The following is a 23145-nucleotide window of genomic DNA, read 5'->3' as shown; positions in this document are numbered from 1 at the left end:
CGGTCCGGCTCACTGGAAGTCCCGGGACGTGGTGGCGACGCTGAGCGACAGCGGGGTCAGGTGCTCGGCGATGAGGTTGGTCGCGCCGTCGGCGCGCTCGAGACGCCCACGGACCACCAGGGCCCGGGAGGTGCGCGCGACCTTGCGGAACCGCTGCCAGAGCCCGGTGCTGCACACGATGTTGAGCAGCCCGGTCTCGTCCTCCAGCGACAGGAACGTCACACCGCCCGCGGTCCCGGGGCGCTGCCGGTGGGTGACGACCCCGGCGACCGCGACCCGGCGGCCCGCCTCGTGCCGGAACGCCTGCTCGACGCGCAGCACCCCGGAGGCGTCCAGGCCCTCGCGCACGTGCTGCGTCGGGTAGGAGTCGACGGTGATGCCGGTGGCCCACACGTCGGCGACGGCCAGCTCCAGGGTGCTCATGCCGGGCAGGGTGGGCGCCTGGACGCCGACGGAGACGCCCGGCAGCGTGTCGGGTCCCTCCTGGGCGAGGGCGCCCGCGGCCCACAGCGCCTCGCGGCGGGTCACGCCGAGCGGCTCGAGCGCGCCGCCGGTCGCCAGCGCCTCGAGCTGCGCGGTGCTGAGCTCGACCCGGCGGACCAGGTCCCGCAGGTCCGCGAACGGGCCGTGCGCGTCCCGCTCGGCGACGACGCGCATCGCGACCTTCTCCCCCACGTTGCGCACCGACGCGAGCCCGAGGCGCACGGCGAGCGACCGGCCGGGGTCGCCCGGCTGGTCGGTGGTCGGCACGTCACCGGCGCCACGCCGCGGCGGGCGGACGGGCGCGGTGCCGGACGGCAGCGGCACGAGGCGCGGCTCCCCACCGGGCGGCTCGGGCGCGACCCGCTCGACGATCGCCTGCACGCCGGAGCGCTGCACGTCGGGCCGCAGCACCCCGACGCCGTGCCGCCGGGCGTCGGCGACCAGCGACTGCGGCGAGTAGAAGCCCATCGGCTGGGCGGCGAGCAGCCCGGCGTAGAAGGCCGCCGGGTGGTGCACCTTGAGCCAGGAGCTGGCGTAGACGAGGAACGCGAAGGAGTACGCGTGCGACTCGGGGAACCCGAAGTCGGCGAACGCCTTGAGCTTCTCGTAGACCTCCTCCTGGACCGGGACCGGGATGCCGTTGCCGGTCATGCCGGCCATCAGGCGGGCACGCAGCGCCTCCATCTTCTCGATGCTGCGCTTGGAGCCCATCGCCCGACGGAGCTGGTCGGCCTCGGCGGGCGTGAAGTCGGCGACGTCGATCGCCATCTGCATGAGCTGCTCCTGGAACAGCGGGACGCCGAGGGTCCGGGCCAGCGACTTCTCGAGCTTGGGGTGCAGGTAGGTGACGGGCTCGCGGCCCTGGTAGCGCTCGATGTACGGGTGCACCGAGCCGCCCTGGATCGGCCCGGGGCGGATGAGGGCGACCTCGACGACGATCGCGTAGAAGTTCCGCGGCTGCAGGCGGGGCAGCGTGCCCATCTGCGCGCGGGACTCGACCTGGAACACCCCGACGGTGTCCGCGGCGCACAGCAGGTCGTAGACCAGCGGGTCCTCGTCGGGCAGGCGGTGCAGCTCGGGGCGGGGGCTGCCGTGCCGCTCGACCTCGTCGAACGCGAGGCGCAGCGCGGTGAGCATCCCGAGGCCCAGCAGGTCGAACTTGACCAGCCCGGCGTCGGCGCAGTCGTCCTTGTCCCACTGCAGGACGGTCCGGCCCTCCATGCGCGCCCACTCGACGGGGCAGACCTCGATGACCGGGCGGTCGCACATCACCATGCCGCCGGAGTGGATGCCGAGGTGCCGGGGCAGGCGCAGGAACCGGTCGGCGAGGTCGATGACCTGCTCGGGGATCTCGTCGAGGTCGCTGGCCGGCGGCGGCCGGTGCGCGGGGACGACGTCGTGCCGGTCGGCGGTGGGCTCGCCGGCGGCGGGCTCGTGGTTCCAGCCCCAGACGACGCCGTCGGGGTCGCGGCCCTGTGCGGCGTACTGGGCGCCGGCGGCGGTGCGCGATGAGGTGGCGGGGCTCGGCGCGGCGGCACCGGGCGCGGCGGCGCCGAGGGCGGGGCCGCGGTTCTCCCCCGACCACCAGGGGTGCTGCGGCTGCGGGCCGCGCAGCGTCCCCCAGCGCTCGATCGACTTGCTCCAGGCGTCCTGCTGCCCGACGTCGTAGCCGAGCGACCGGGCGGCGTCGCGCACGGCGGACCGCGCGCGGTAGGAGATGACGTTGGCGACCTGCGCGGCGTGGGTGCGGCCGTGCTTGGCGTAGACGTACTGGATGACCTCCTCGCGGCGGCCGGACTCGATGTCGACGTCGATGTCGGGCGGCCCGTCGCGCTCGGGGGCGAGGAACCGCTCGAACAGCAGGCCGTGCTTGACGGCGTCGACGGCGGTGACCTTGAGCGCGAAGCAGACCGCGGAGTTCGCGGCCGACCCGCGGCCCTGGGCGAGGATGCCGTTGCGGTGGCAGAAGTCCACGAGGTCGTACACGACGAGGAAGTACCCGGGGAACCCGAGCTGCTCGATCACGCGCAGCTCGTGCTCGAGCTGCGCGTACGCGCCGGGGACCCGCTCGGCGTCGGGCGGCCCGTAGCAGTCGAGCGCGCCGCGGCGGACGAGCTCGCGCAGCCACGTGGCCTCGGTGTGCCCGGCCGGGACGGGGTACGGCGGCAGCCGCGGCGCGACGAGGTGCAGGTCGAACGCGCACTCGTCGCCGATCGCGGCGGCGTTGGCCACGGCGTACGGGTGCCGGCGGTGCCGGTGCAGCATCTCCGTCGCGGAGGCCAGGTGGGCCGTCGGGGCGCCTGGCAGCCAGCCGTCGAGGTCCTCCATCGAGGACCGGGCGCGCACCGCGGCGAGCGCCATCGCCAGGTCGGCGTCGCGCGGGGTCGCGTAGTGCACGTTGCCGGTGGCGACGAGCGGCAGCCCGGCGTCGCGGGCCAGCGAGGCGAGGGCGTCGACCGTCTCGGAGTCGAACGGCCCGCCGCCGTGGGTGGCCTCGACGGCGACGTTGTCCCGGCCGAACAGGGCCACGAGCCGGTCGAGCTCGACCCGCGCCCGGTCGACGCCCGCCGTCGTCACCCCGGGCTGCCGGCCGGCGTCGGTGAGCGCGCGGCGCACCGGGCCCTTGCGGCAGCCGGTGAGCACCAGCCACTGCCCGGCGGCCTGCTCGGCGAGCGACTCCATCCGGTACTCGGCGGCGCCCTTGGTGCCGGTCGCCAGGTGCGCCTCGGCGATGGTGCGGGACAGCGCCCGGTAGCCGTCGGGGCCGCGGGCGAGGACGGGCAGGTGCAGGGCCCGCGGGTCGGGGACGCCGGTGGGCGGGTCGAGGACGTCGGGGCCGCCGACCCCCGGGACGGGCAGGTGCAGCTCGGCGCCGAACACGGTGGGCAGCCCGACCTCGCGCGCGGCCTCGGAGAACCGCACGACCCCGTAGAGGCCGTCGTGGTCGGTGAGCCCGAGCGCGCTGAGCCCGAGCCGGCGGGCCTCGGCGGCGAGCTCCTCGGGCTGGCTGGCGCCGTCGAGGAAGCTGAACGCCGAGTGCGCGTGCAGCTCCGCGTAGCGGGGGGTGTCAGTCATAGACGGCCTCGCAGGTCCAGCCCTCCGGTCGGCAGGCGAGCAGCAGGGCGCGCCCGTCCCCGAGCGTGACCTGCAGGTGGACGCGCAGGCGGGCCTGGTCGGGCGACCACCAGCGCTCGGCGAGCGGCCACGGGCCGGCCCAGCCCGCGACGTCGTGGTCGGCGGCGGGCCGACGGTCGGTGCGGGGCGTGCGCACCCGCGCCGGGACGCCGCTCATGGCGAGCCGCTGGTCGAAGGTGACGGGTCGGCCCGCGGCGTCCAGCACCTCCACCGCGGCGGGCTGCGCCGGGACGGTCGCGGGTGCGGGCGCGGGCAGGTGACCGGGCCAGGGGCGGTCGACGGGACGCGGCGCGACGGCCTGCGCCCCCCAGGGCTGCAGGTGCACCTGGTCGCGCACGTCCCGGCCGCCCTGCAGCGCGGCCGTGAGGACGCCGTCGCCGCCGAGCAGCCCCTGCACCCGGTCGAGCGCCCGGTGCGCGCGCAGGTCCCCGCCGGACGGCCCGCCCCAGAGCCGGCCCTGCTCGGCGCCCGCGGGCGCGACGTCCTCCGCGGTGATGGCGAGCGTGACGAGGCCGACCGGCTCGCCGTGGTCCTCGGGCTCGGTGCCGCCGCCCCGCTCCGCCGCCGCGGCGGTCAGCCAGCCCTCGAGGCTGCCAGCGGATCCGGTCGGTGATGCGCGCGGCCGACAGCCCGCCGAGCCCGCCCAGGTCGGTCCGCCAGGTCCGGGAGAGGTCGGTGCCCTCGTCGGTGCGGGCGGTGATCCGCAGCCGGGCGCAGGTGACGGAGTGGTCGGTGAGCAGGGTGTGCAGCTCCTCGGCGAGGCGGCGGCCGGCGAACGTGGCGACGTCGACGCGCTGCGCGGGCGGGTCGAGGACGGTCGCGACCTCCAGGTCGGTCTCCGGGCGGCGGCGCGCGGGCGGGCGCAGGTCCTCCCCGCGGACCAGGGTCCACGCCCAGGACCCCCACGTGCCGAACCGGGCGTGCACGTCCCCGGCGTCGAGCGCGGCGAGGTCCCCGAGGGTGCGCAGGCCGAGCCGGCGCAGCAGGTCCACCAGGTCGGCGACGGCACGCAGGGCCTCGTCGGTCACGGCGGCCGGGGCCAGGTCGTCGACCGGACGCGGGGCGAGGTACGCGCGGGAGCCCCCGGGGGCCACGACGTCGTCGGTGCGCGCGGCGAGGACCGCGGCCAGCAGCCCGTCGGCGGTGCCGACCTGGCACTCGTGCCCGGTGCGCTCGGCCACCGCCGACACCAGCCGCTCGGCCAGCACCTCCTCCGTGCCGTGGAACCGCGCCGCGCCGCCGGCGGGCAGCAGCAGCATGCCGGGGCGCACGACCTCGATGCCCGCGACGACGGTCTCGGTGGCCGCAGCCACCGGCTCGAACAGCCGGGCGTCGCGGTCGTCGTCGGCGGGGAGCAGCACGAGCTCGGGGCACACGGCCTGCGCCTGCCGGCGGCGCATCCCCCGGCGCACGCCCTGGGCGCGGGCGAGCGCGGAGACCGCCACGAGCCGCGCGCCGGACTGCACGGCGGCGGGCAGGTGCGGGGGTACCTCGGCCGCGCGCACGGCGGCGCCGACCGGCCAGTCCGGCACCCACAGGACGGTGGTCCGCGTGCTCATCCGACCAACCTCAGACCGGGCGCCGGCGCCTCGACGACCGGCCGCGCGGGACGGTCGGGGATGCCGTACGGGTCCGTGCCGACCTCGAGCGGGAGCACGACGCGCAGGTCCTGCGCCTGGCCGGCGCTGCCCCGACCGGTGCGGGTGACGTGCAGCTCGTGGGCGCGCAGGCGCCCGTCCCCGTCGCCGACACCGGTCCAGCGGCCGCCCTCCACGGTGAGCACCGTGCCCGCACCGGACCACGGGGCCGTCGACAGCAGCACGGAGCCGCGGTCGCGGGCGCGGGCCATCAGCCGACGGCGGTCGGAGTCGGCCAGGTGCGCGGCGGGGCCGACCACCACGACGTCGATCCCGTCGAGCAGCGCGGCGACCACGGTGGGGGTGTCCACGCCGGGCCGCGGCACCACGGCGAGCCGGTCCAGCGCGACCCCGGACTGCGCGGCGGCGAGCAGCCCGAGGCTGGGCTGGCCCACGACGGCCGCCCACGCCTCCCGCGCGGTGCAGGCCGCGGCGATCATCGCGAGCACGAGCGACGTCGAGCCGAGCACCGCCGTGGTGCTGCCGCGCCGCAACCCGTCGGGCAGCAGCGGCGCGAGCGCCGGGGGCACCGCGAGGGGCGGCCGGTCGGTGAGCAGCACCGACCCGCGCGACGCCCGGACGGGGGCGGTGGCGGGCGGGGGTGCGCTCGGCGCGCCGACCGGCGGACCGGGCGGGGCGGGCAGGTCGGGGACCGCCACCGGCCCGGACGGCGAGGTCGGCCGCGGCGCGGTGCGGGTCGACGGGCGGGGCACGTCCCGGACCTGCTGCGCCCCGGCGAGCGCCGCGGTCCCCTGGACCAGGCCGACGGCGGTCGGCGCCGGAGCGGCAAGGGCCGGTGCGGTCGGCGCCGGTGCGGTCGGGGCCGGAGGGGCCGGTGCAGCCGGGGCCGTGTCGGTCACCCGTGCCAGGCTGCGCGCGCCGGTGCGCAGCTCGGCGGACGCCAGGGCGGCCCGCGCCCGGGCGATCCGGTCCTCGTGGCTCACCGCCCCCACCCCTCTCCTCCGGTCGCGCGGCCGGGTCGACATCCTTCGAACACGTGTTCGATTGTGCCAGTAGACGCTGACACTCCCGGACCCGTCAATCCGAGTTCACCCACCTGGGGACGACGCCCGGCGCGCCTCCGAGGACCGCCCGGACACTCCTGCCCGACTCCCCCGCGCGACCCCCCGCACACCCCCCGCTCCCGCGCCCGACGAGAGGTCACGACACGCTGGACGACGCCGCCCTGGACCCGCATGTCGTGACCTCTCGTGCCCCACCTCCGGGGCGGGGGCATGATGGCGAGCGGCACGCCCGTCCGTGTCCCCGACGCGCCCCCGGCGCCCGCACCGAGGAGGACCCTGCATGGCCGTCTCGCTGACCCGTCCCGTCGCCCCGGAGCCCTACGACCTGCTGCCGCCCGTCGCCGCGTTCGACGTCGCGAGCGTCGACGTCACCCACGGCGAGCCGCTGGCCGCCACGTTCGCCGCCGACGGCGAGGACCTGTCGCCCGCGCTGGAGTGGTCGGGGTTCCCGGAGGGCACGCGCTCGTTCGTCGTGAGCTGCTTCGACCCCGACGCGCCGACCCCGGCGGGGTTCTGGCACTGGACGGTCGTGGACGTCCCGGTGAGCACGACCTCCCTCCCCCGCGGGGCCGGCGCCGAGGCCGGTGACCTGCTGCCGGCGGGCGCGTTCCAGGTCCGCAACGACGGCGGCTCGACCGGGTACGCCGGCGCCGCGCCGCCGCCCGGCGACCGGCCGCACCGGTACGTCTTCGCGGTGCACGCGCTCGACGTGGAGCACCTCGACGTGCCCCCCGACGCGACGCCGACGGCCGTGGCGTTCACCGCCCTGTTCCACACGCTGGCCCGCGCGGTGATCGCGCCGACCTACCAGCGCTGACCAGCGGACCCGACCCGGCGACGCCGGCGGTCGCGGGCCCCGGCCTCAGCCCGCCGACGCCGCCAGGTCGAGCACCATCCCGGTCGCCCCGGGAGCGACGTCCCGGAACCCGAGCGACTCGTACAGCGCCCGCCCCGGCGGGTCCGCGACCAGGGTGACGTACGCCCCCTGCGGCGCCCGGGCCCGGACGTCGTCGAGCAGCCGGGTCAGGACCCGGCGACCGAGCCCGCGGCTCTGGTGCGCGGGGTCGGTCGCCATGTCCGCCACGAGGAAGTACCAGCCGCCGTCGCCGACGACGCGACCCATCGCGACGACCTGCCCGTCGGCGGTGCGCACGTGGCACCAGGACCAGCTCCCGGTCAGCGCACCGGCTCCCTGGTCGGGCCGCTTCGGCGTGAGGCCGGAGCCGGCGCGCAGGCGCAGGTACGCGTCCAGCGGCGGCGCAGCGGGGACCAGCACGTAGGGGTCGGCCGCGAACGGGTCGGCAGGCGGTGTCACGTCGGTCACCCGACCATCCTCGCGCAGCGCCCGCCCCGCGCAGCCCGGCGCCCCGCCCCGCCCCGCCTCCCGCAGGTGGGTAGCCTGCGGGGATGCCGCTCACGCTCGGATCCCTGACCTGGCTGCGTGCCGTCGACCGTCTCGACCTGCTGGCCGGGCCCACCGCCGCGGCGGTGTCCGCCTGGGCCGCGGCCGACCCGGCGGTGGCCGACGCCGTGCTCGTGACGGAGATCGACCCGGAGCTCGCGGACACCGCCGCGATGACCGAGGCGTACGCCCTGCCGCTGGTGGTCTCGGCGAACTGCGTGCTCGTCGCCGGCCGGCGCGCGGGCGAGGAGCGGGTCGCTGCGGCCGTCGTGCGGGCGACGACGCGTGCCGACGTGAACGGCGCGGTGAAGGGCCTGCTGGACGTGCGCAAGGCGTCGTTCCTGCCGGTGGACCGGGCGGTCGAGGAGTCCGGGATGGAGTACGGCGGGATCACGCCGCTGGGGCTGCCGTCCGGGTACCGGGTGCTGCTGGACGCCGGCGTCGCCGCGGCGGACCCGGACGCGGGCGGCACGGTCGTGATCGGCTCGGGGCTGCGCCGGTCGAAGATCGCCCTGCCCGGGTCGCTGCTGGCGACCGCGCCCGGCGTCGAGGTGGTCGGGGGCCTGGCCCTGGCCTGAGCCGCGACCGCCCGGCTCGGCGCGCGCGTCGCGTGCCCCGCGGTTAGCGTCGTCGCACGGGAGCACCCCGGCGCGCACCGCCGCCCGGACGCTCCCGGCCTCAGGCAGACGGGGCCGCGCACCGCCGCGCGACCCGCGGCAGCGAGAGAGGCCACCATGCGAGCACCCACCCCCCGCGGGCCGTTCAGCACCGCCGTGCTGACGAGCCTGACCTCGGGCTCGGTCGACCCCGCGCTCCCGGAGCGGGCGGCAGAGGCGGTGGACGGCGTCCCGGACCTGCTGGTCGACGACGACGTCCAGGTCGCGCTGACGATGCTGTACGAGCTGCACCACCAGGGCCTGGACGGCGTCGACGACGCCCTCGAGTGGGACCCGACGCTGCTGCGGGCCCGCGCGGTGCTCGAGGCGCGGTTCGAGGCGCAGCTGCGCCGGGACGTGCAGGTGCCGGCGGACCTGGTCGCCGACCTGGAGGCGCGCGCCCCGGTCGAGGGCCTGGGTCCGGCGGTCGCCCGCGCGCTGTTCGACCTGACGAGCCGCGACGACGGCCCCGGCCTGTCCGCGTACGTCGCGCGGAAGGCCACGGACGACCAGCTGCGCGAGCTCCTGGTGCAGCGGTCGGTCTACCAGCTCAAGGAGGCCGACCCGCACACCTGGGCGGTCCCGCGGCTGGCGGGCGTGCCGAAGGCCGCGCTGGTGGAGATCCAGGCCGACGAGTACGGCGGCGGGCGTCCCGAGCGGATGCACGCGGCGCTGTTCGCCCGCACGATGCGCGGGCTCGGGCTGGACGACACGCACGGCCGGTACGTCGACGACGTGCCCGCGATCACGCTGGCCTCGGTGAACATGATGATGATGTTCGGCCTGCACCGGCGGCTGCGGGGCTGCGTCGTCGGCCACCTCGCGGCGTTCGAGATGACGTCGTCCCAGCCGAACCGGCTGTACGGCAACGGGTTCCGGCGGCACGGCTACGACGCCGACGTGACCTGGTACTTCGACGAGCACGTCGAGGCGGACGCGGTGCACGAGCAGATCGCCGGGCGGGACCTCGCGGGCGGGCTGGTCGAGCAGCAGCCGGACCTGCTCGGCGACGTGCTGCTCGGCGCGGCGGCGTGCCTGGCGGTCGACGGTCGCGTCGGGGCGCACCTGGTGTCGAGCTGGTCGGCGGGCGTCACCTCGCTGCGCCGTCCCGGGGCGCAGGGCACCGCCGTGGCGGGTGCGGCGTGAGCGGCGCCGGCCACGACGCGCCCGTGGTGCTGACCGCCTGCCCGGACGGGCCGATCCTCGTGCGCGGGGACGTCGAGATCCGCGACGCCGCGGGTCGGGCGGTGCCGCGCCGGCGGTCGACGGTCGCGCTGTGCCGGTGCGGGGCGTCGGGCATCAAGCCGTTCTGCGACGGCTCGCACAAGGCCGTCGGCTTCCGCACGGACGACGAGGTGCCCCGCCCGCCGGAGCCCGACGCGCACCCGGCGTGACCTCCGGCACGGTCGGCGGCCGGGCGGTGCGGGCCCGGCGCATCACGCCTACGGTCGGGAGGGTGACACCTCGAGCCGCCGACTCCCCCGACCCCGGTCGGGCGCCCGCGCACCCGACGGCCCGGCACGCGTCGGGCGGCCGCACGACCCGGCCCGGCACCTCCCGCACCCGCCCCGCACCGCGTGGCTCGCGGGCGTCGTCGCGGGAGGCCCGCCCCGTGGACGCCGTGGTCGTGGGCGCGGGCCCGAACGGGCTGGCCGCCGCGGTGACCCTGGCGCGCGCGGGGCTCGAGGTCGTGGTCCTCGAGGCGCAGGGCACGGTCGGCGGCGGCGCGCGCACCCTCGACCTGGGCCTGGCCCCGGGCATCCGCCACGACATCTGCTCGGCGGTGCACCCGATGGCGTGGGCGTCGCCGTTCTTCCGGGCGCTGCGGCTGCACGAGCGCCTGGAGATGCTGACCCCGGAGGTGTCGTTCGCGCAGCCGCTCGACGGCGGCCGCGCGGGGATCGCCTACCGGGACCTGGAGCGCACCGCCGCCGGTCTCGGCGCCGACGGGGACGCGTGGCGGCGGCTGTTCGGGCCGCTGGGCGAGCGCTGGCGGGACGTCGTGGGCCTGGTGCTGGGCGACCACCGGAGCGTCCCGCCCGGCGCGGGCCCGCGCACGGCGGTCACCGCCGCCCGCCTCGGCCTCGGGGTGCTGCGCAACGGCCAGTCCCTGGTCCCGTCGTCGCTGCGCACCGCGGAGGGCGCCGCGCTGCTCACGGGGGTCGCCGGCCACGCGATCACGCCGCTGCCGTCGCTGGCCGCCGCCGGCACCGCGGTGCTGCTGACCACGCTCGCGCACACCGGCCAGGGCTGGCCGGTCCTGCGAGGCGGGTCGCAGGCGATCGTGGACGCGCTCCTCGGGGACCTCGTGCGGCTCGGCGGGCGTGTGGTGACGGGCCACCCGGTCGCCCGCCGGTCCGACCTCCCGCCGGCGCGCGCCTACCTGTTCGACACCGGCCCGCGTGTCGTCGCGCAGGTGTTCCACGACGCGATGCCGCCGCACCTCGCGCGGGCCTACGCGGGCTTCCGGTACGGCAACGCCGCGGCGAAGGTCGACCTGGTCGTCGACGGCCCGATCCCGTGGACCCACCCGGAGGTCCGCCGCGCGGGCACCGTGCACCTCGGCGGCACCCGCGACCAGGTGGTGGCCGCGGAGCGCGAGGTCGCGCGCGGCCGGCACGCCGAGCACCCGCTGACGCTGCTGTCGGACCCGGCCGTGGTCGACGGCACGCGCGCGGTGGGCGGGCGCCGGCCGGTGTGGGCGTACGCGCACGTCCCGGCGGGCTCCGACGTCGACCCGACCGAGGCGGTGCTGCGGCAGGTCGAGCGGTTCGCCCCCGGGTTCCGGGACACCGTGGTCGCCCACCGGTCGATCCCCGCCGCGCGGCTCGCCGAGCACGACGCGAACCTGGTCGGCGGCGACATCTCCGGCGGCGCGATCTCGGTGTGGGGCATGGCGACCCGGCCGGCGCCGCGGCTGGACCCGTTCTCCGCGGGCGTGCCCGGGGTGTACCTGTGCTCGGCGTCGGCGCCCCCCGGTCCCGGCGTGCACGGCCTGTCCGGCTGGTACGCGGCCCGGCGCGCGCTGCGTCAGGTGTTCGGGCGCACCGACGACCTCGACCCGACCGTCTGAGCGGGCACCCCGTCGGGCGCCCGCTCCGTCAGGAGATGACCCCGGCCTCGGCCAGCTGCCGGGCGAGCGCCTGCCCGTCGGGCGCGTGCACCGTGACGACCGCGGACCGGTCCAGGTCGTCGACCGCCCGGCGGGTGGCGGGCGTCGGGCCGGGCAGGCCGTTCTGGGCGACCTGCTCCTGCACGGACAGCTCCCGCACGGCGATGGCCGCGACCCGCCCGGGGTGCTCGGCCGCGAACGTCTCGTAGACCTGCGGGTCGTGCTGGCCGTCGTCGCCCACCAGCACCCACTGGAGCCCGGGCAGCTCCTCGGCGAGCCGGCGCAGCGTCGCGGCCTTGTGCTCCCGCCCGGAGCGCAGCAGCGCGGTCCCGGTGGGGCCGAGGTCGGTCAGCAGCAGCGAGCCCTGGGGCAGCCCGACGCGGTGCAGGAACCGGCCGAGCGCGCTGGCGGTGTTCCAGGCGCCGGTCGACAGGTAGAACACCGGGGCCTGCGGGTACGTGGCGGTCAGCCGCCCGTACAGCTCGGGCATGCCGGGCACGGGCTTGCGGCGGGCCTCGGACCGGACCAGGAAGTTCCAGGCCGCCTGGTGCGGGCGCGGCACCATCGTGACCAGCACCGTGTCGTCGATGTCGCTGACGATGCCGTGCGTCGCGGCGGGGTCGACGACCTGCACCGGGGCGGGCACGTCCGCGTCACCGCCGTCGACCGACAGGAAGAGCGTCTGCCAGCCGGGCTCGAGGTCGATCTCGACCGGCGCGTCGACGTAGCCGCTGCGGTCGGTGCGGACCTCGAGCACCTCCTCGCCGTCGGTGCCGGGGGCGGTCCGCGCGCGGACCACGGCGTCGGGCAGCTCGGCGGACAGCAGGTTGCGCCACCCCCGCCGCTCGACGCTGCCGGGGGTGGGCGCGTCCGGTGCGGTCAGCAGCACGCGCGCGCGGACCCGGGACCGGGAGACGGTCCCGTACGACGGGTAGGCCACCACCCGGGGCGTGTAGCCGCGGCGGGTCAGCACGCGCACGACGACGGCGTTGACCCGGTCCTCGGCGCGGGCGGCGAGCTCGGCGATGGTCGGCATCGACCCAGTATCGGTACGCGCGCCGGGACGCGCCCGTCGGGCACCGCGGGCGGCACCGTGCCGCGCAGCGCGCCGCAGCCGGCGTCAGCCGCGCGCCACGGCCACCGCCGCCACCGGCCCGGACGCGACCTGCGCGTCGTACCGGTCCAGCACGATCCGGGCCAGCAGCGGGTGCGGGCCGAGCGGCCGGGTGAGCACGTCCGCACCGGCGCCGAGCAGCGCGCCGTGGAAGTGCCCGGGCGCCAGCAGGTAGGCGGCGACGACCACGCGGGTCGCCCCCGCCGCGCGCGCCGACGCCACGGCCTGCGGCACGCTCGGGCTCGCGGCGGCGCCGTACCCGACGGTCACGGGGCCGGGCCACTCGGCGCGCACACCCGCGACGACCTGCTCGACGGCACCGGCGGCCGCGGGGTCGGTGGACCCGGCCGCGGCGACGACGACCGCGTCGCCCGGCTCGGCGCCGGCCTCGCGCAGCCGCTCCAGCAGGACGGCGACCAGGCGCTCGTCCGGGCCGAGGGGCTCGGCGGCGCGGACGGGCCGGCCCGCGACGGCCGCCCCGATGTCGTGGCGGACGTGGTGCCCGGTGGACAGCAGCAGCGGGGTGACGACCGCGCGCAGCCCGCCGTCCGGTCCGGCGAGGGTCACGTCCGCGACGGCGTCCGCCACGGCCGGCTCCTGCACGTCGACGAACGCCTCCACGACCCGCAGCCCCGGGCGCAGCGCCCGCACGTCGTCCGCGAGCGCCCGCACCGTGGCGCGCCCCTCGGCGCTGCGGGTGCCGTGGGCGCAGGCGACCAGGACGGGCGCGTCCACCGCTCCCCCGGTCACCGCGTCGCCCCGGCCAGCGCGTCGGCAGCGAGGTCGGCGGCGAGGTCGGCGGCGCAGGCGACATCGCGCGCCGGGTCGAGCAGCCCCTCCCGGGCGACCTCCCCGAGGACCACCACCGCCGGTGACGGCAGCCCCGCGGCGGCGGCGCGGGCGGCGAGCTCCCCCAGCGGCGCGCGCAGCACCCGCTGGTCGGGGAACGTCGCCCGGGACACCACCGCGGCCGGTGTCGCGGGGTCGACCCCGGCGGCGAGCGCCTGCTCCGCGAGCCGGTCGAGCCAGGCCAGCCCCATGAGCACGACGACCGTGACCTCGGGGGCGTGCAGCGCGGCGAGGTCGGCGTCGACGAGGCCGCCGTGCCCGTTCACCACGTGCACGCGGGACGCGACCCCCCGGTGGGTGACCGGGATGTCCGCGGCGGCCGCGGCGGCGACGGCGGACGTGATCCCCGGGACCACCCGCACCGGGACCCCGGCGGCCCGGCAGGCGAGCACCTCCTCGCCGCCGCGTCCGAGCAGGAACGGGTCCCCGCCCTTGAGCCGGACGACCCGGCGGCCCGCGCGGGCCTGCTCGACCAGGATCGCGTTGATCCGGTCCTGCGGGACGTGGTGCACACCGGGCGCCTTGCCGACGCCGATCACCTCGACGTCGTCGCGCAGCTCGTCCAGCACGGCGGTGGGGCCGAGCCGGTCGGCCACCACGACGTCGGCCTGCGCGAGCAGCACCCGGGCGCGGACGGTCATCAGCCCGGGGTCGCCGGTGCCGCCGCCGACCAGCGCGACCTCACCGGGGTGCAGGACGTCCGGGCCGGCGGTCGCGGGCCGGCGGGCGCGCGTGTCGGTGCGCGGGTCCAGCAGCGCGAGCACGAGGCGGTCGCGCACGGCGGCGGCGCGACGGGGGTCGGGACGTCCCTCGGACAGCACAGCGAGCTGCATGCCGCCGACCCGGGCCGCGGCCGGGGTCCGGGCGGAGCCGGCGGCGGCGTCGGCCGCGACGACGCAGAACACGCGGCGCGCCGTGGCCCAGCCGTGCACCGCGTCGTCGACCGCGGGGTCGCCGGTGCACGTCCAGACGAACCACACGTCCTCGACGTCCTGCACCCGGACGGGGCGCCGGTCCAGCCGGACGTCGCCCGCGGCCACCAGCTCCTGCACGTCGGGCGTCGCGTCGACGGCGACCACGCGGACGTCGGCGCCCGCGGCGACGGCCGTCCGGGCCCGCCGGGCCGCGACGGGCCCGCCACCGACGACGAGCACGGGCCGCCCGGCCAGCTCGAGGCCGGCCAGGAGCGTCACGGGGTCACCGCCACGAGGACGTCGCCGTCGACGACAGTCACGGGGTAGCAGCGCAGGTCGACGGGTTCCTTGCCCACCGGGTCGAGGCACGCGCCGGTCCGCAGGTCCCAGACCTGCTTGTACATCGGCGAGGTCACGACGGGCGCGCCGTCCTTGTCCCCGACGATGCCGCGGCTGAGCACGTTCGCGCCGGAGTACGGGTCGCGCTGCTGCACGCCGAGCACCCGGTCGTCCGCGAGCCGGAACAGCGCCACCCGGTGCTCGCCGAGCAGGGCCCCGGTGCCGCGCTCGGGGAGCAGGTCGTCGAGCCGGCAGACGCGGACGGGGGTGTCGGCGGCGGTGGTGCTCACGGGGTGACCTCCAGGACGGGGACGGCACGGCGGGCGGTGCGCAGGTCGGGCGCGCCGGTCTCGCCGGGCCGCGCGGGGCGGGCCTGGCCGCGCTCGGCGACGTAGGCGAGGTCGGGGTCGCCGGCGTCGGGGGCGTTGACGTAGGGCGTGAACCGGCGCAGCTTCTCGGGGTCGTCGAGCGTGGCGCGCCACTCGTCGACGTACCCGGCGACGTGCCGCTCCACCTCCGCCTCGAGCTCGGCGCCGATCCCGCGGGAGTCGTCGACGACGACCCGGCGCAGCTCGTCCAGGCCGCCGGGGAACGCCGCGACCCACGGGGCGGTGCGCTGCAGCCGGTCGGCGCTGCGGATGTACAGGGCGAGGAACCGGTCGATCACGCGGACCAGCGCGTCGTCGTCCAGGTCCTCCGCGAGCAGGTCGGCGTGCCGGGGCGTGAAGCCGCCGTTGCCGCCGACGTAGACGTTCCAGCCCTTCTCCGTCGCGATGACGCCGACGTCCTTGCCGCGCGCCTCCGCGCACTCGCGGGCGCAGCCGGAGACGCCGACCTTGAACTTGTGCGGCGACCGCAGTCCCCGGTAGCGCAGCTCGAGGCGGACGGCCATCGACGAGGAGTCCTGCACGCCGAACCGGCACCAGGACTGCCCGACGCAGGTCTTCACGGCGCGCAGCGACTTGCCGTACGCCTGGCCGGACTCGAACCCGGCGTCGACCAGCCGGCGCCAGATCTCCGGCAGCTGGTCCTGGCGGGCGCCGAACATCGCGAGGCGCTGCGCCCCGGTGACCCGGGTGAACAGCCCGAAGTCGCGGGCGACCTCGGCGAACGCCATCAGCCGCTCGGGGGTGACCTCCCCGCCCGGCATCCGCGGCACGACCGAGTAGGTGCCGTCCTTCTGCAGGTTCGCGAGCAGGTGGTCGTTGGTGTCCTGCAGCGGCGCCTGGTCGGGCTGCAGCACGTGGCCGATGCCGAGTGAGGACAGGATCGACGCGACGACGGGCCGGCAGACCGCGCAGCCGCGCCCTCGGCCGTGCCGGGCGACGACCTCGGAGAACGTCCGCAGCCCGCCCTCGCGCACGAGCGCGAACAGCTCGGCGCGGGACATCGCGAAGTGCTCGCACATCGCGGTCGAGACGGTGAAGCCCGCGGCCTCGAGCGTCCGGTTCACCACCGTGGTGAGCAGCGGGACGCACGACCCGCAGACGGTGCCCGCGCGGGTGCAGGTCTTGACCTCGCCGACGCTGCGGCAGCCGTGCTCGGAGACGGCGGCACGCACCGTCCCGACCGAGACGTTGGAGCACGAGCACAGGACCACGTCGTCCGGCAGGTCGGTCTGCACGGGCGCGGCGCCGCCCTCGGGCGCGAGGAACGCCGACGGGTCGGCGCCGAGCGCGCGGCCCAGCATCGGGCGCAGCGACGCGTACAGGGCGATGTCCCCGACGAACACCCCGCCGAGCAGCACCCGCGCGTCGTCGGACACGACGAGCTTGCGGTAGGTCCGGGCCACGGGGTCGGCGAACGTGACCTCGAGAGCGCCCGGGGTCAGCGCGAGGACGTCGCCGAAGCTCGCGGCGTCGATGCCGGCGCCCTTGAGCTTGGTGCCGTCGGCGGCGCGCTCGTAGACCGCGGACCCGCCGCAGAGCTGGTCGACGACGACGTCCGCCATCGCGTTGCCCGGGGCGATCAGGCCCGCGCACTCGCCGTCGTGGCTCGCGCACTCGCCGATCGCCCAGACGGCCGGGTCGGAGGTGCGGCAGGTCGGGCCGATCACCACGCCGCCGCGCTCGGCGACGACGAGCCCGGCCTCGCGGGCCAGCCCGTCGCGCGGCCGGATGCCGGTCGAGTAGATGACGACGTCCGCGGCCAGCGCGTCGCCGGTGGACAGCTCGAGCGAGCCGACGGCGCCGTCGGCCGCGGCCACCACCCGGGTCGCGGCGGCGGAGGTCCGCACCGCCATCCCGCGCTCGGCGGCGAGCACCCGCAGCGCCTCGCCGCCGCCCGCGTCGAGCTGGACGGCCATCAGCCGGTCGGCGAACTCCACGACCGTCGGGGTCACGTCGAGCGTCTGCAGCGCGGCCGCGGCCTCCAGACCGAGCACGCCCCCGCCGACGACGGCCCCGCGCAGCGGCCGGCCGAGCGCCGCCGAGCGGTCCGCGACCCAGGCCCGCAGCGCGGTCACGTCCGCGAGCGTCCGGTAGGACAGCACCCCGGGCAGGTCCGTGCCCTCGGTGCGCGGCACCCACGCCCGCGAGCCGGTGGCCAGCACCAGGGTGTCGTAGCCGAGCACCCGGCCGGAGCCGGTCCGGACGGTCCGCGCGGCGAGGTCGACCGCGACGACCCGGTCCCCCACGACGAGGTCCACGCGCGGGTCGTCCCACACCGCGGGGTCGAGCGCGAGGTCGGCGTCGGCGCGTCCGGTGAACACGTCCGACAGGTGCACCCGGTCGTAGGGCGCCCACGGCTCGTCGCCGACGACGGTCACCTGCCAGGCGCCCGCGGCGTCCCGGCGGCACAGCTGCTCGACGAACCGGTGGGCGACCATGCCGGCGCCGACGACGACGACGCGCCCGGGCTCGGGCCGGGCGCTGGGGGGCGGGGGCTGCGTCATGCGCCCAGTTTTCAACGGCTCGGGCCGTGCATATTGGGCCCAACGGCCCACGGGCCACCCCGCACGGGCGTCAGGGGGCGAGGCCGGTCAGGTGCAGCACGCACAGGCCCGGCGCCGCGAAGGGCTCGACGGCGTCGGCCGCCACGGGACCGCCGGTGCGGGCGAGCACGCCCTGAGCGAGGCCGAGGTGCACGCGGCACACGACGTCGGGCCGGTCGCGCGCGAGGTCGAGGAACGGGCAGGCGCGCAGCCGGACCTCGCCGGTCCCGGCGACGCGGTCGAGGTCGGGCTCGAACCCCATCCGGTCGAGGTGCTCCGCCAGCGCCCGCAGCTGCGCGTCGGCCCCGGCTGCTCCCTCGTCCCCCGGCGGCTCGGGCAGGTCGGCGCTCGCGCGCAGCCCGTGCCGGCGCGCGGACTCCGCGGCGTCGGGGTCGGGTACGCCGTAGCCGTCCAGCAGGGCGCGGGCGAGCGCGGCCTGGGCGACGAGCACGCCGGCCTGCCGCTCGACGAGCGACGCCTCCGGGTCGGCCCGGAGCGCGCGGTACCGGGTGCTCGGGCGCCCGCGGCCCGCGGGGGCGCCGGTCCGTGCCTCGACGTGCCCGGAGTCCACCAGCACCCGCAGGTGCTCGCGGGTGGTGTTCGGGTGCAGCCCGGTCTCCGCGGCGAGCTCGCCGGTGGTGCTCGGCCCGCGACGCCGGAGCACGGCGAGCAGTTGGGCGCGGCGGTCCGGGGCGGCCGGCACCCGGGCGCGCGCCGGTCGCGGACCCACGGGGGCGTCCCCGGGCATGGCTCTCCCTGCGTCGGCGGCTGACGTCAGCAGGGTGCTCCCGGCGGGCGGCGCGGACCCGGGACGTAGGTCACCGGGTCCGCGGGGACGAGCCCCGTCCGGGGGTCAGGCGACGAGCCGCCGGTCCGCGCGCCGGGGGTGCTGCACCACGGCGCCGGGCTCGACCCGCGTCTCGGGCTCGACCACCGCGCGCGGGCTCAGCCGCGCGTCGGCGCCGACCTGGCTGCGGGTGCCCACGCGGGCGCCGGCACCGACCTGGGCGCCGCGGCCGACGTGCACGTGGGAGTCGACGGTGGCCGCCACCTCCACGCGCGCGCCGGGCTCCACCCAGCAGTGCTGCCCGATCCGCGCGCGGGCCTCCACCCGCGCACCGGGGTCCACCCACGCGGTGTCGGCCACGTAGGCGCTGTCGTCCACGACGGCTCCCTTGGCGACGAGTCCGCCGCCGTTGCCGTGCCGCTGGTAGCGCACGACCGTGCCGTCTGCCTGCTCGAGGTCCTCGTATCGCTTCTTCATGGCACCCGTCTGAACGCCCGGACCGGGGAGATTGTTCCCCGGGTCACGAGGCGTCGTGACCGGTTCGTGACCTGCGCGGCGGGTCGAGATATCCGTTTCGCCCCGGCTGTCTGCCCGGATGGTTCTGAGTTTCTGCGTTTCTGTTGACTCGGGCACGTGATCCGCGCCACAGTGGGTCCCGAGCCCAGCGGACGCCCGCACGGCAGCACAGCAGCACCGCCAGCGCAGCTCCACACCGACGTGGACCGACACGAGGACGACGACGTCTCATGTACCCGCCCGAACGCCACAGCGTCATCGTCACGACCGCGCGCGCCGCGGGCCGCGTCGAGGTGCAGGCGCTGGCCGCCGACCTGGACGTGACGCCCGAGACCGTCCGCCGCGACCTCACCGCGCTCGAGCGGATGGGCCTGCTCCGGCGCGTGCACGGCGGCGCGGTCCCCGTCGAGCGGCTGGGCCACGAGCCCGCCCTCGCCCAGCGCGAGCACGTGCTCGCCGCGGAGAAGGACCGGATCGCGAAGGCCGCCCTGGACGAGCTGCCGACCGGCGGCTCCGTGCTGATCGACGCGGGCACCACCACCGTGCGGCTCGCGGAGATGCTGCCCGCCGACCTCGAGCTCATCGTCGTCACGCACGCGCTGCCGGTCGCGACCGCGCTCGCCGGGCTCCCCCGCGTCACGCTGCACCTGGTCGGCGGCACGGTCCGGCCCCGCACGCTGGCCGCGGTCGGCGACTGGGCGGAGCGCGCGCTCGCCGAGGTGCGGGTCGACGTCGCGTTCGTCGGCACGAACGGGCTGTCCGCCGAGCACGGGCTCACCACACCCGACCTCGCGGAGGCCACGGTCAAGCGGGCGCTGGTGGCGGCCGCGCGCCGCACGGTGGTCCTCGCCGACCACACCAAGATCGGCCGCACCGAGCTGGCGGTCGTCGCACCGCTGCAGGTCGTGGACACCGTCGTCACCGACTCGGGCGTCGCGCCCGAGCTCGCCGACGAGATCGAGCACGCCGGCCCGCGCGTCGTGCGGGCCTGACACCCACCGGCGCGCGCACCCGCGCGCCCGGACGGATCGACGAAGGAGAACGATGAAGGTCTTCCGCTTCTACGCCCCCGGTGACGTGCGCCTCGAGGAGGCGCCGGACCCCCGCCCCGGGGACGGCGAGGTCCTGATCCGGGTGCGCGCCTGCTCCATGTGCGGCACGGACGTGAAGATCTCGACGTCCGGGCACCAGCGGATCGTCCCGCCGCGCGTCATGGGCCACGAGATCGCCGGGGAGGTCCTCGAGACCGGCGCCGGCGTCGAGGGGTGGGCCCCGGGCGACCGCGTCCAGGTCATCGCGGCCATCCCCTGCGGCACCTGCGAGTTCTGCCGCGCGGGCGTCATGACGATCTGCCCCAACCAGGTCTCGATGGGCTACGACTTCGACGGCGGGTTCGCCCCGCTGATGGTCGTGCCCCGCGAGGTGCTCGCCGTCGACGGCCTGAACCGCATCCCCGAGAACGTCTCGTTCGCCGAGGCGTCCGTCGCCGAGCCGTTCGCCTGCGCGATCAACGCCCAGGAGATCATCGACGTCCACGAGGGCGACACCGTGGTGGTCGTGGGCTCCGGCCCGATCGGATGCCTGCACGTGCGGCTCGCCCGCGCCCGGGGCGCCGCGCAGGTGTTCCTGGTCGAGCTCAGCCGCGAGCGCCTCGACCTCGCCGCCGCGGTGGTGCAGCCGGACGCCGCGATCTGCTCCGCGGAGACCGACCCGGTCGCCGCGGTCAAGGAGCTCACCGGCGGCAAGGGCCCGTCCGTGGTCATCACCGCCGCGGCCTCGGGCGCGGCGCAGGAGCAGGCGCTGCAGATGCTCGCGCCGCAGGGCCGGCTCAGCCTGTTCGGCGGTCTGCCCAAGGACAAGCCGACCATCACGTTCGACTCCAACCTCGTGCACTACCGCGAGCTGGCGGTGTTCGGCGCGAACGGGTCGAGCCCGGAGCACAACCGCCAGGCCCTCGCGCACATCGCCGACGGCAGCGTGCCGGTCGCGGACCTCATCACCCACCGGCTGCCGCTCGACCGGGTCGCCGAGGGCATCGACGTCGTCCGCAGCGGTGCGGGCATCAAGGTCACCATCGAACCCTGACGACACCCGACGGCCCCGGCCGTCACGTCACCGAAGGAGCAGGTCAATGCCGATCCACTCCACGCCGGGCACCGCCGCCCGGCCGAGCGCCCCCCAGGAGGGCTGAGCCCGTGTCCACCACAGCCGCAGCAGCACCGGCCCCGTCGCGGGGCAAGCAGGCCCAGGTCCGCGTCCAGCGGTTCGGGGCGTTCCTCAGCGCGATGATCATGCCCAACCTCCCGGCGTTCCTGGCCTGGGGGCTGATCACCTCGCTGTTCATCGCCGTGGGCTGGTTGCCCAACGGCATCCTCGGCGGGTTCGGCAACGCCGACGAGATGAGCTGGCAGGGCGCGGCGACGCAGCTCGCGCTCGCCGACGACGGCACCACCTTCCGGCAGTACATCGGGCTCGTCGGCCCGATGGTGACGTACCTGCTGCCGATCCTCATCGCCAACGCCGGCGGCCGGATGGTCTACAAGGAGCGCGGCGGCGTCGTCGCGTCGATCGTGGCGGTCGGGATGATCACCGGCAGCACCGTGCCGATGTTCCTCGGCGCGATGATCGTCGGCCCCGCGTCCGCGTGGGTGATGAAGAAGGTCGACGGCCTGTGGGCCGGCAAGATCAAGCCGGGCTTCGAGATGCTCGTCGACATGTTCTCCGCGGGCATCCTCGGCGCGGCGATGGCCGTCGGGGCGTTCTTCGGGTTCGCGCCGATCATCACGCAGGTGTCCGACTGGCTCGGGTCGGTCGTGTCCTGGATGGCGGACAACCAGCTGATGCCCCTGATGGCGCTGGTCGTCGAGCCGGCGAAGGTGCTGTTCCTCAACAACGCGATCGGCAACGGCGTGCTCGTGCCGCTCGGCGCGCAGGAGGTCGTCGAGTCCGGGCAGTCGCTGCTGTTCCTCGTCGAGTCGAACCCCGGCCCGGGCCTCGGGATCCTGATGGCGTACACGTTCTTCGGGGTCGGGGCCGCGCGCTCGTCGGCGCCGGGCGCGGCGATCGTGCAGTTCGTCGGCGGCATCCACGAGGTGTACTTCCCGTTCGTGCTGATGAAGCCGGCGCTGATCATCGCGGCGATCCTCGGCGGCGCGACCGGCATCGCCACGAACGTGGTGTTCGGCAGCGGCCTGCGCGGTCCGGCGGCACCGGGCTCGATCCTCGCGGTGTTCGCCGCGACGCCCCGGGGCTCGTTCCTCGGCGTCGCGCTGTCGGTGGTGCTGGCGTTCCTGGTCACGTTCCTGGTGGCCGCGGTGATCCTGCGGGCGTCCCGCAAGCGCGACCTCGAGTCGGGCGGCGGCGACCTCGCGGCGGCCATCGCGCAGACCGAGGCCAACAAGGGCAAGTCCTCGTCGGCGCTCGGGGCGATGGCGGCCGCGGCCGGCGGTGCCACGGCGACGGACGCCGCACCCGCCGGACCCGTGCGGTCCATCGTGTTCGCGTGCGACGCCGGCATGGGGTCGTCCGCGATGGGCGCGAGCATCCTGCGGGACAAGCTAAGAAGGCAGGCAGGCCCGACATCACGGTGGTCAACAAGGCCGTCGCGAACCTGGAGGACGACGTCGACCTCGTGATCACCCAGCGGGAGCTCACCGACCGCGCCCGGCGGCACGCGCCGTCGGCCCGGCACGTCTCGGTCGACAACTTCCTGTCCAGCCCCGTGTACGACGACGTCGTCCGAGAGGCGTCGCAGGAGAGGAGCACCACGTGACCGAGCTGATGAGCGCGGACCTGATCGTCCCCGCGGGCCGCGCCACCACCAAGGAGGAGGCGATCCGCGAGGCCGGGGCCCTGCTCGTGCAGTCCGGGGCCGTCGCGCCGCACTACGTGGACGCGATGCTGGAGCGGGAGCAGACCGTGTCGACGTACATGGGCAGCTTCCCTGGCGATCCCGCACGGGACCGACCAGGCGAAGGGCGAGATCACCCGCTCGGCCATCTGCCTGGTCCGGTACGAGCACGAGATCGACTGGGGCGGCGGCCCGGTGCGCGTCGTGGTCGGCATCGCCGGCGTCGGCGACGAGCACCTGTCGCTGCTGTCGAGGATCGCCCTCGTCTTCACCGACGCCGACCGCGTGGCCCGCGTCCTCGCGGCCACCACCCGCGAGGCCCTGACGCAGATCCTCGCGGAGGTCGACCCCGCCTGACCCCGCGGCCCCCGCGGCCCCCGCGGCCCGCCCGGCC

The 23145-nt window shown here is 77.0% G+C and carries 19 protein-coding genes and 2 pseudogenes; 10 read left to right on the top strand and 11 right to left on the bottom strand.

Annotation, left to right across the window (positions count from 1 at the left end):
* Positions 1-9 precede the first annotated feature (9 nt).
* The 3 genes from AC1VL8_RS12870 to AC1VL8_RS12860 are packed head-to-tail and all read right to left on the bottom strand — an operon-like array spanning position 10 to position 6199.
* Complete coding sequence (locus AC1VL8_RS12870; protein ID WP_483075422.1) at positions 10-3558, bottom strand: error-prone DNA polymerase; 3549 nt, start codon at positions 3556-3558, stop codon at positions 10-12.
* Positions 3555-5177: a DNA polymerase Y family protein gene (locus AC1VL8_RS12865; RefSeq protein WP_483075421.1), complete on the bottom strand. Its 1623-nt coding sequence runs from the start codon at positions 5175-5177 to the stop codon at positions 3555-3557. The genes AC1VL8_RS12870 and AC1VL8_RS12865 overlap by 4 nt, the downstream gene beginning before the upstream one ends.
* On the bottom strand, positions 5174-6199 hold the full coding sequence (locus AC1VL8_RS12860; protein WP_483075420.1) for a hypothetical protein: 1026 nt from the start codon (positions 6197-6199) through the stop codon (positions 5174-5176). Before AC1VL8_RS12860 ends, AC1VL8_RS12865 begins: the two co-directional genes overlap by 4 nt.
* Before the next feature lie 361 nt (positions 6200-6560).
* On the opposite strand from AC1VL8_RS12860, the gene AC1VL8_RS12855 reads away from it, so the two are divergent.
* Positions 6561-7097, top strand: coding sequence for a YbhB/YbcL family Raf kinase inhibitor-like protein (locus tag AC1VL8_RS12855; protein WP_483075419.1), 537 nt, complete (start codon positions 6561-6563; stop codon positions 7095-7097).
* A gap of 45 nt (positions 7098-7142) precedes the next feature.
* On the opposite strand, the gene AC1VL8_RS12850 is transcribed toward AC1VL8_RS12855, so the two are convergent.
* Positions 7143-7604 carry a GNAT family N-acetyltransferase gene (locus AC1VL8_RS12850; RefSeq protein ID WP_483075418.1) on the bottom strand — a complete coding sequence of 154 codons (462 nt, stop codon included), beginning with the start codon at positions 7602-7604 and terminating at the stop codon, positions 7143-7145.
* An 83-nt stretch (positions 7605-7687) separates the two neighbouring features.
* Here AC1VL8_RS12850 and AC1VL8_RS12845 point away from each other — a divergent pair, with 83 nt between their 5' ends.
* The 4 genes from AC1VL8_RS12845 (at position 7688) to AC1VL8_RS12830 (ending at position 11411) form a co-directional block, all read left to right on the top strand.
* Positions 7688-8260, top strand: coding sequence for a YbaK/EbsC family protein (locus AC1VL8_RS12845; protein WP_389228124.1), 573 nt, complete (start codon positions 7688-7690; stop codon positions 8258-8260).
* A 156-nt stretch (positions 8261-8416) separates the two neighbouring features.
* Positions 8417-9484, top strand: a complete 1068-nt coding sequence (locus tag AC1VL8_RS12840; protein WP_389228121.1) for an iron-containing redox enzyme family protein — start codon at positions 8417-8419, stop codon at positions 9482-9484.
* Positions 9481-9732 (top strand): CDGSH iron-sulfur domain-containing protein, encoded by a 252-nt coding sequence (locus tag AC1VL8_RS12835; protein ID WP_483075417.1) that lies wholly within the window; start codon positions 9481-9483, stop codon positions 9730-9732. The genes AC1VL8_RS12840 and AC1VL8_RS12835 overlap by 4 nt, the downstream gene beginning before the upstream one ends.
* A 218-nt stretch (positions 9733-9950) precedes the next feature.
* Positions 9951-11411 (top strand): phytoene desaturase family protein, encoded by a 1461-nt coding sequence (locus tag AC1VL8_RS12830; protein WP_483076247.1) that lies wholly within the window; start codon positions 9951-9953, stop codon positions 11409-11411.
* A gap of 28 nt (positions 11412-11439) precedes the next feature.
* Here the strand turns inward: AC1VL8_RS12830 and AC1VL8_RS12825 are convergent, their stop codons facing one another.
* The 7 genes from AC1VL8_RS12825 to AC1VL8_RS12795 all read right to left on the bottom strand — a co-directional run bounded on the left by AC1VL8_RS12825 (position 11440) and on the right by AC1VL8_RS12795 (position 18862).
* Positions 11440-12486: an App1 family protein gene (locus tag AC1VL8_RS12825; protein WP_483075416.1), complete on the bottom strand. Its 1047-nt coding sequence runs from the start codon at positions 12484-12486 to the stop codon at positions 11440-11442.
* Positions 12487-12570: 84 nt separating this feature from the next.
* The gene (locus tag AC1VL8_RS12820) at positions 12571-13299 is read right to left on the bottom strand and encodes a sirohydrochlorin chelatase (RefSeq protein WP_483075415.1); all 729 of its coding nucleotides are present in this window, start codon (positions 13297-13299) and stop codon (positions 12571-12573) included.
* 11 nt (positions 13300-13310) lie between these two features.
* Positions 13311-14606 carry a uroporphyrinogen-III C-methyltransferase gene (gene cobA, locus AC1VL8_RS12815; protein ID WP_483075414.1) on the bottom strand — a complete coding sequence of 432 codons (1296 nt, stop codon included), beginning with the start codon at positions 14604-14606 and terminating at the stop codon, positions 13311-13313.
* A complete protein-coding gene (gene nirD / locus AC1VL8_RS12810) occupies positions 14603-14956 on the bottom strand; it encodes a nitrite reductase small subunit NirD (protein ID WP_389228106.1) in 354 nt (117 codons plus the stop codon). Before nirD ends, cobA begins: the two co-directional genes overlap by 4 nt.
* Positions 14953-17559, bottom strand: a complete 2607-nt coding sequence (gene nirB / locus AC1VL8_RS12805) for a nitrite reductase large subunit NirB (protein WP_483075413.1) — start codon at positions 17557-17559, stop codon at positions 14953-14955. Before nirB ends, nirD begins: the two co-directional genes overlap by 4 nt.
* A 70-nt stretch (positions 17560-17629) precedes the next feature.
* Positions 17630-18346, bottom strand: coding sequence for a helix-turn-helix transcriptional regulator (locus AC1VL8_RS12800; protein WP_483075412.1), 717 nt, complete (start codon positions 18344-18346; stop codon positions 17630-17632).
* 105 nt (positions 18347-18451) lie between these two features.
* On the bottom strand, positions 18452-18862 hold the full coding sequence (locus tag AC1VL8_RS12795) for a transferase (protein WP_483075411.1): 411 nt from the start codon (positions 18860-18862) through the stop codon (positions 18452-18454).
* Positions 18863-19131: 269 nt separating this feature from the next.
* On the opposite strand from AC1VL8_RS12795, the gene AC1VL8_RS12790 reads away from it, so the two are divergent.
* The 5 genes and pseudogenes from AC1VL8_RS12790 (at position 19132) to AC1VL8_RS12770 (ending at position 23108) form a co-directional block, all read left to right on the top strand.
* The gene (locus tag AC1VL8_RS12790) at positions 19132-19893 is read left to right on the top strand and encodes a DeoR/GlpR family DNA-binding transcription regulator (RefSeq protein ID WP_483075410.1); all 762 of its coding nucleotides are present in this window, start codon (positions 19132-19134) and stop codon (positions 19891-19893) included.
* A 52-nt stretch (positions 19894-19945) separates the two neighbouring features.
* Positions 19946-20986, top strand: coding sequence for a zinc-dependent dehydrogenase (locus AC1VL8_RS12785; RefSeq protein WP_483075409.1), 1041 nt, complete (start codon positions 19946-19948; stop codon positions 20984-20986).
* Positions 20987-21186: 200 nt separating this feature from the next.
* A pseudogene (locus AC1VL8_RS12780) lies at positions 21187-22673 on the top strand (PTS mannitol transporter subunit IIBC).
* Between the two features lie 8 nt (positions 22674-22681).
* Positions 22682-22777: pseudogene (locus tag AC1VL8_RS12775) on the top strand (hypothetical protein); the annotation flags it as partial.
* 67 nt (positions 22778-22844) lie between these two features.
* Positions 22845-23108 (top strand): PTS sugar transporter subunit IIA, encoded by a 264-nt coding sequence (locus AC1VL8_RS12770; protein WP_483076246.1) that lies wholly within the window; start codon positions 22845-22847, stop codon positions 23106-23108.
* The last annotated feature ends 37 nt before the right edge of the window (positions 23109-23145 follow it).

This window comes from Cellulomonas sp. KU4C (assembly GCF_056868065.1).
Note: the sequence above shows the minus strand (reverse complement) of the source record. Positions and strands in the feature narration are given on the sequence as shown.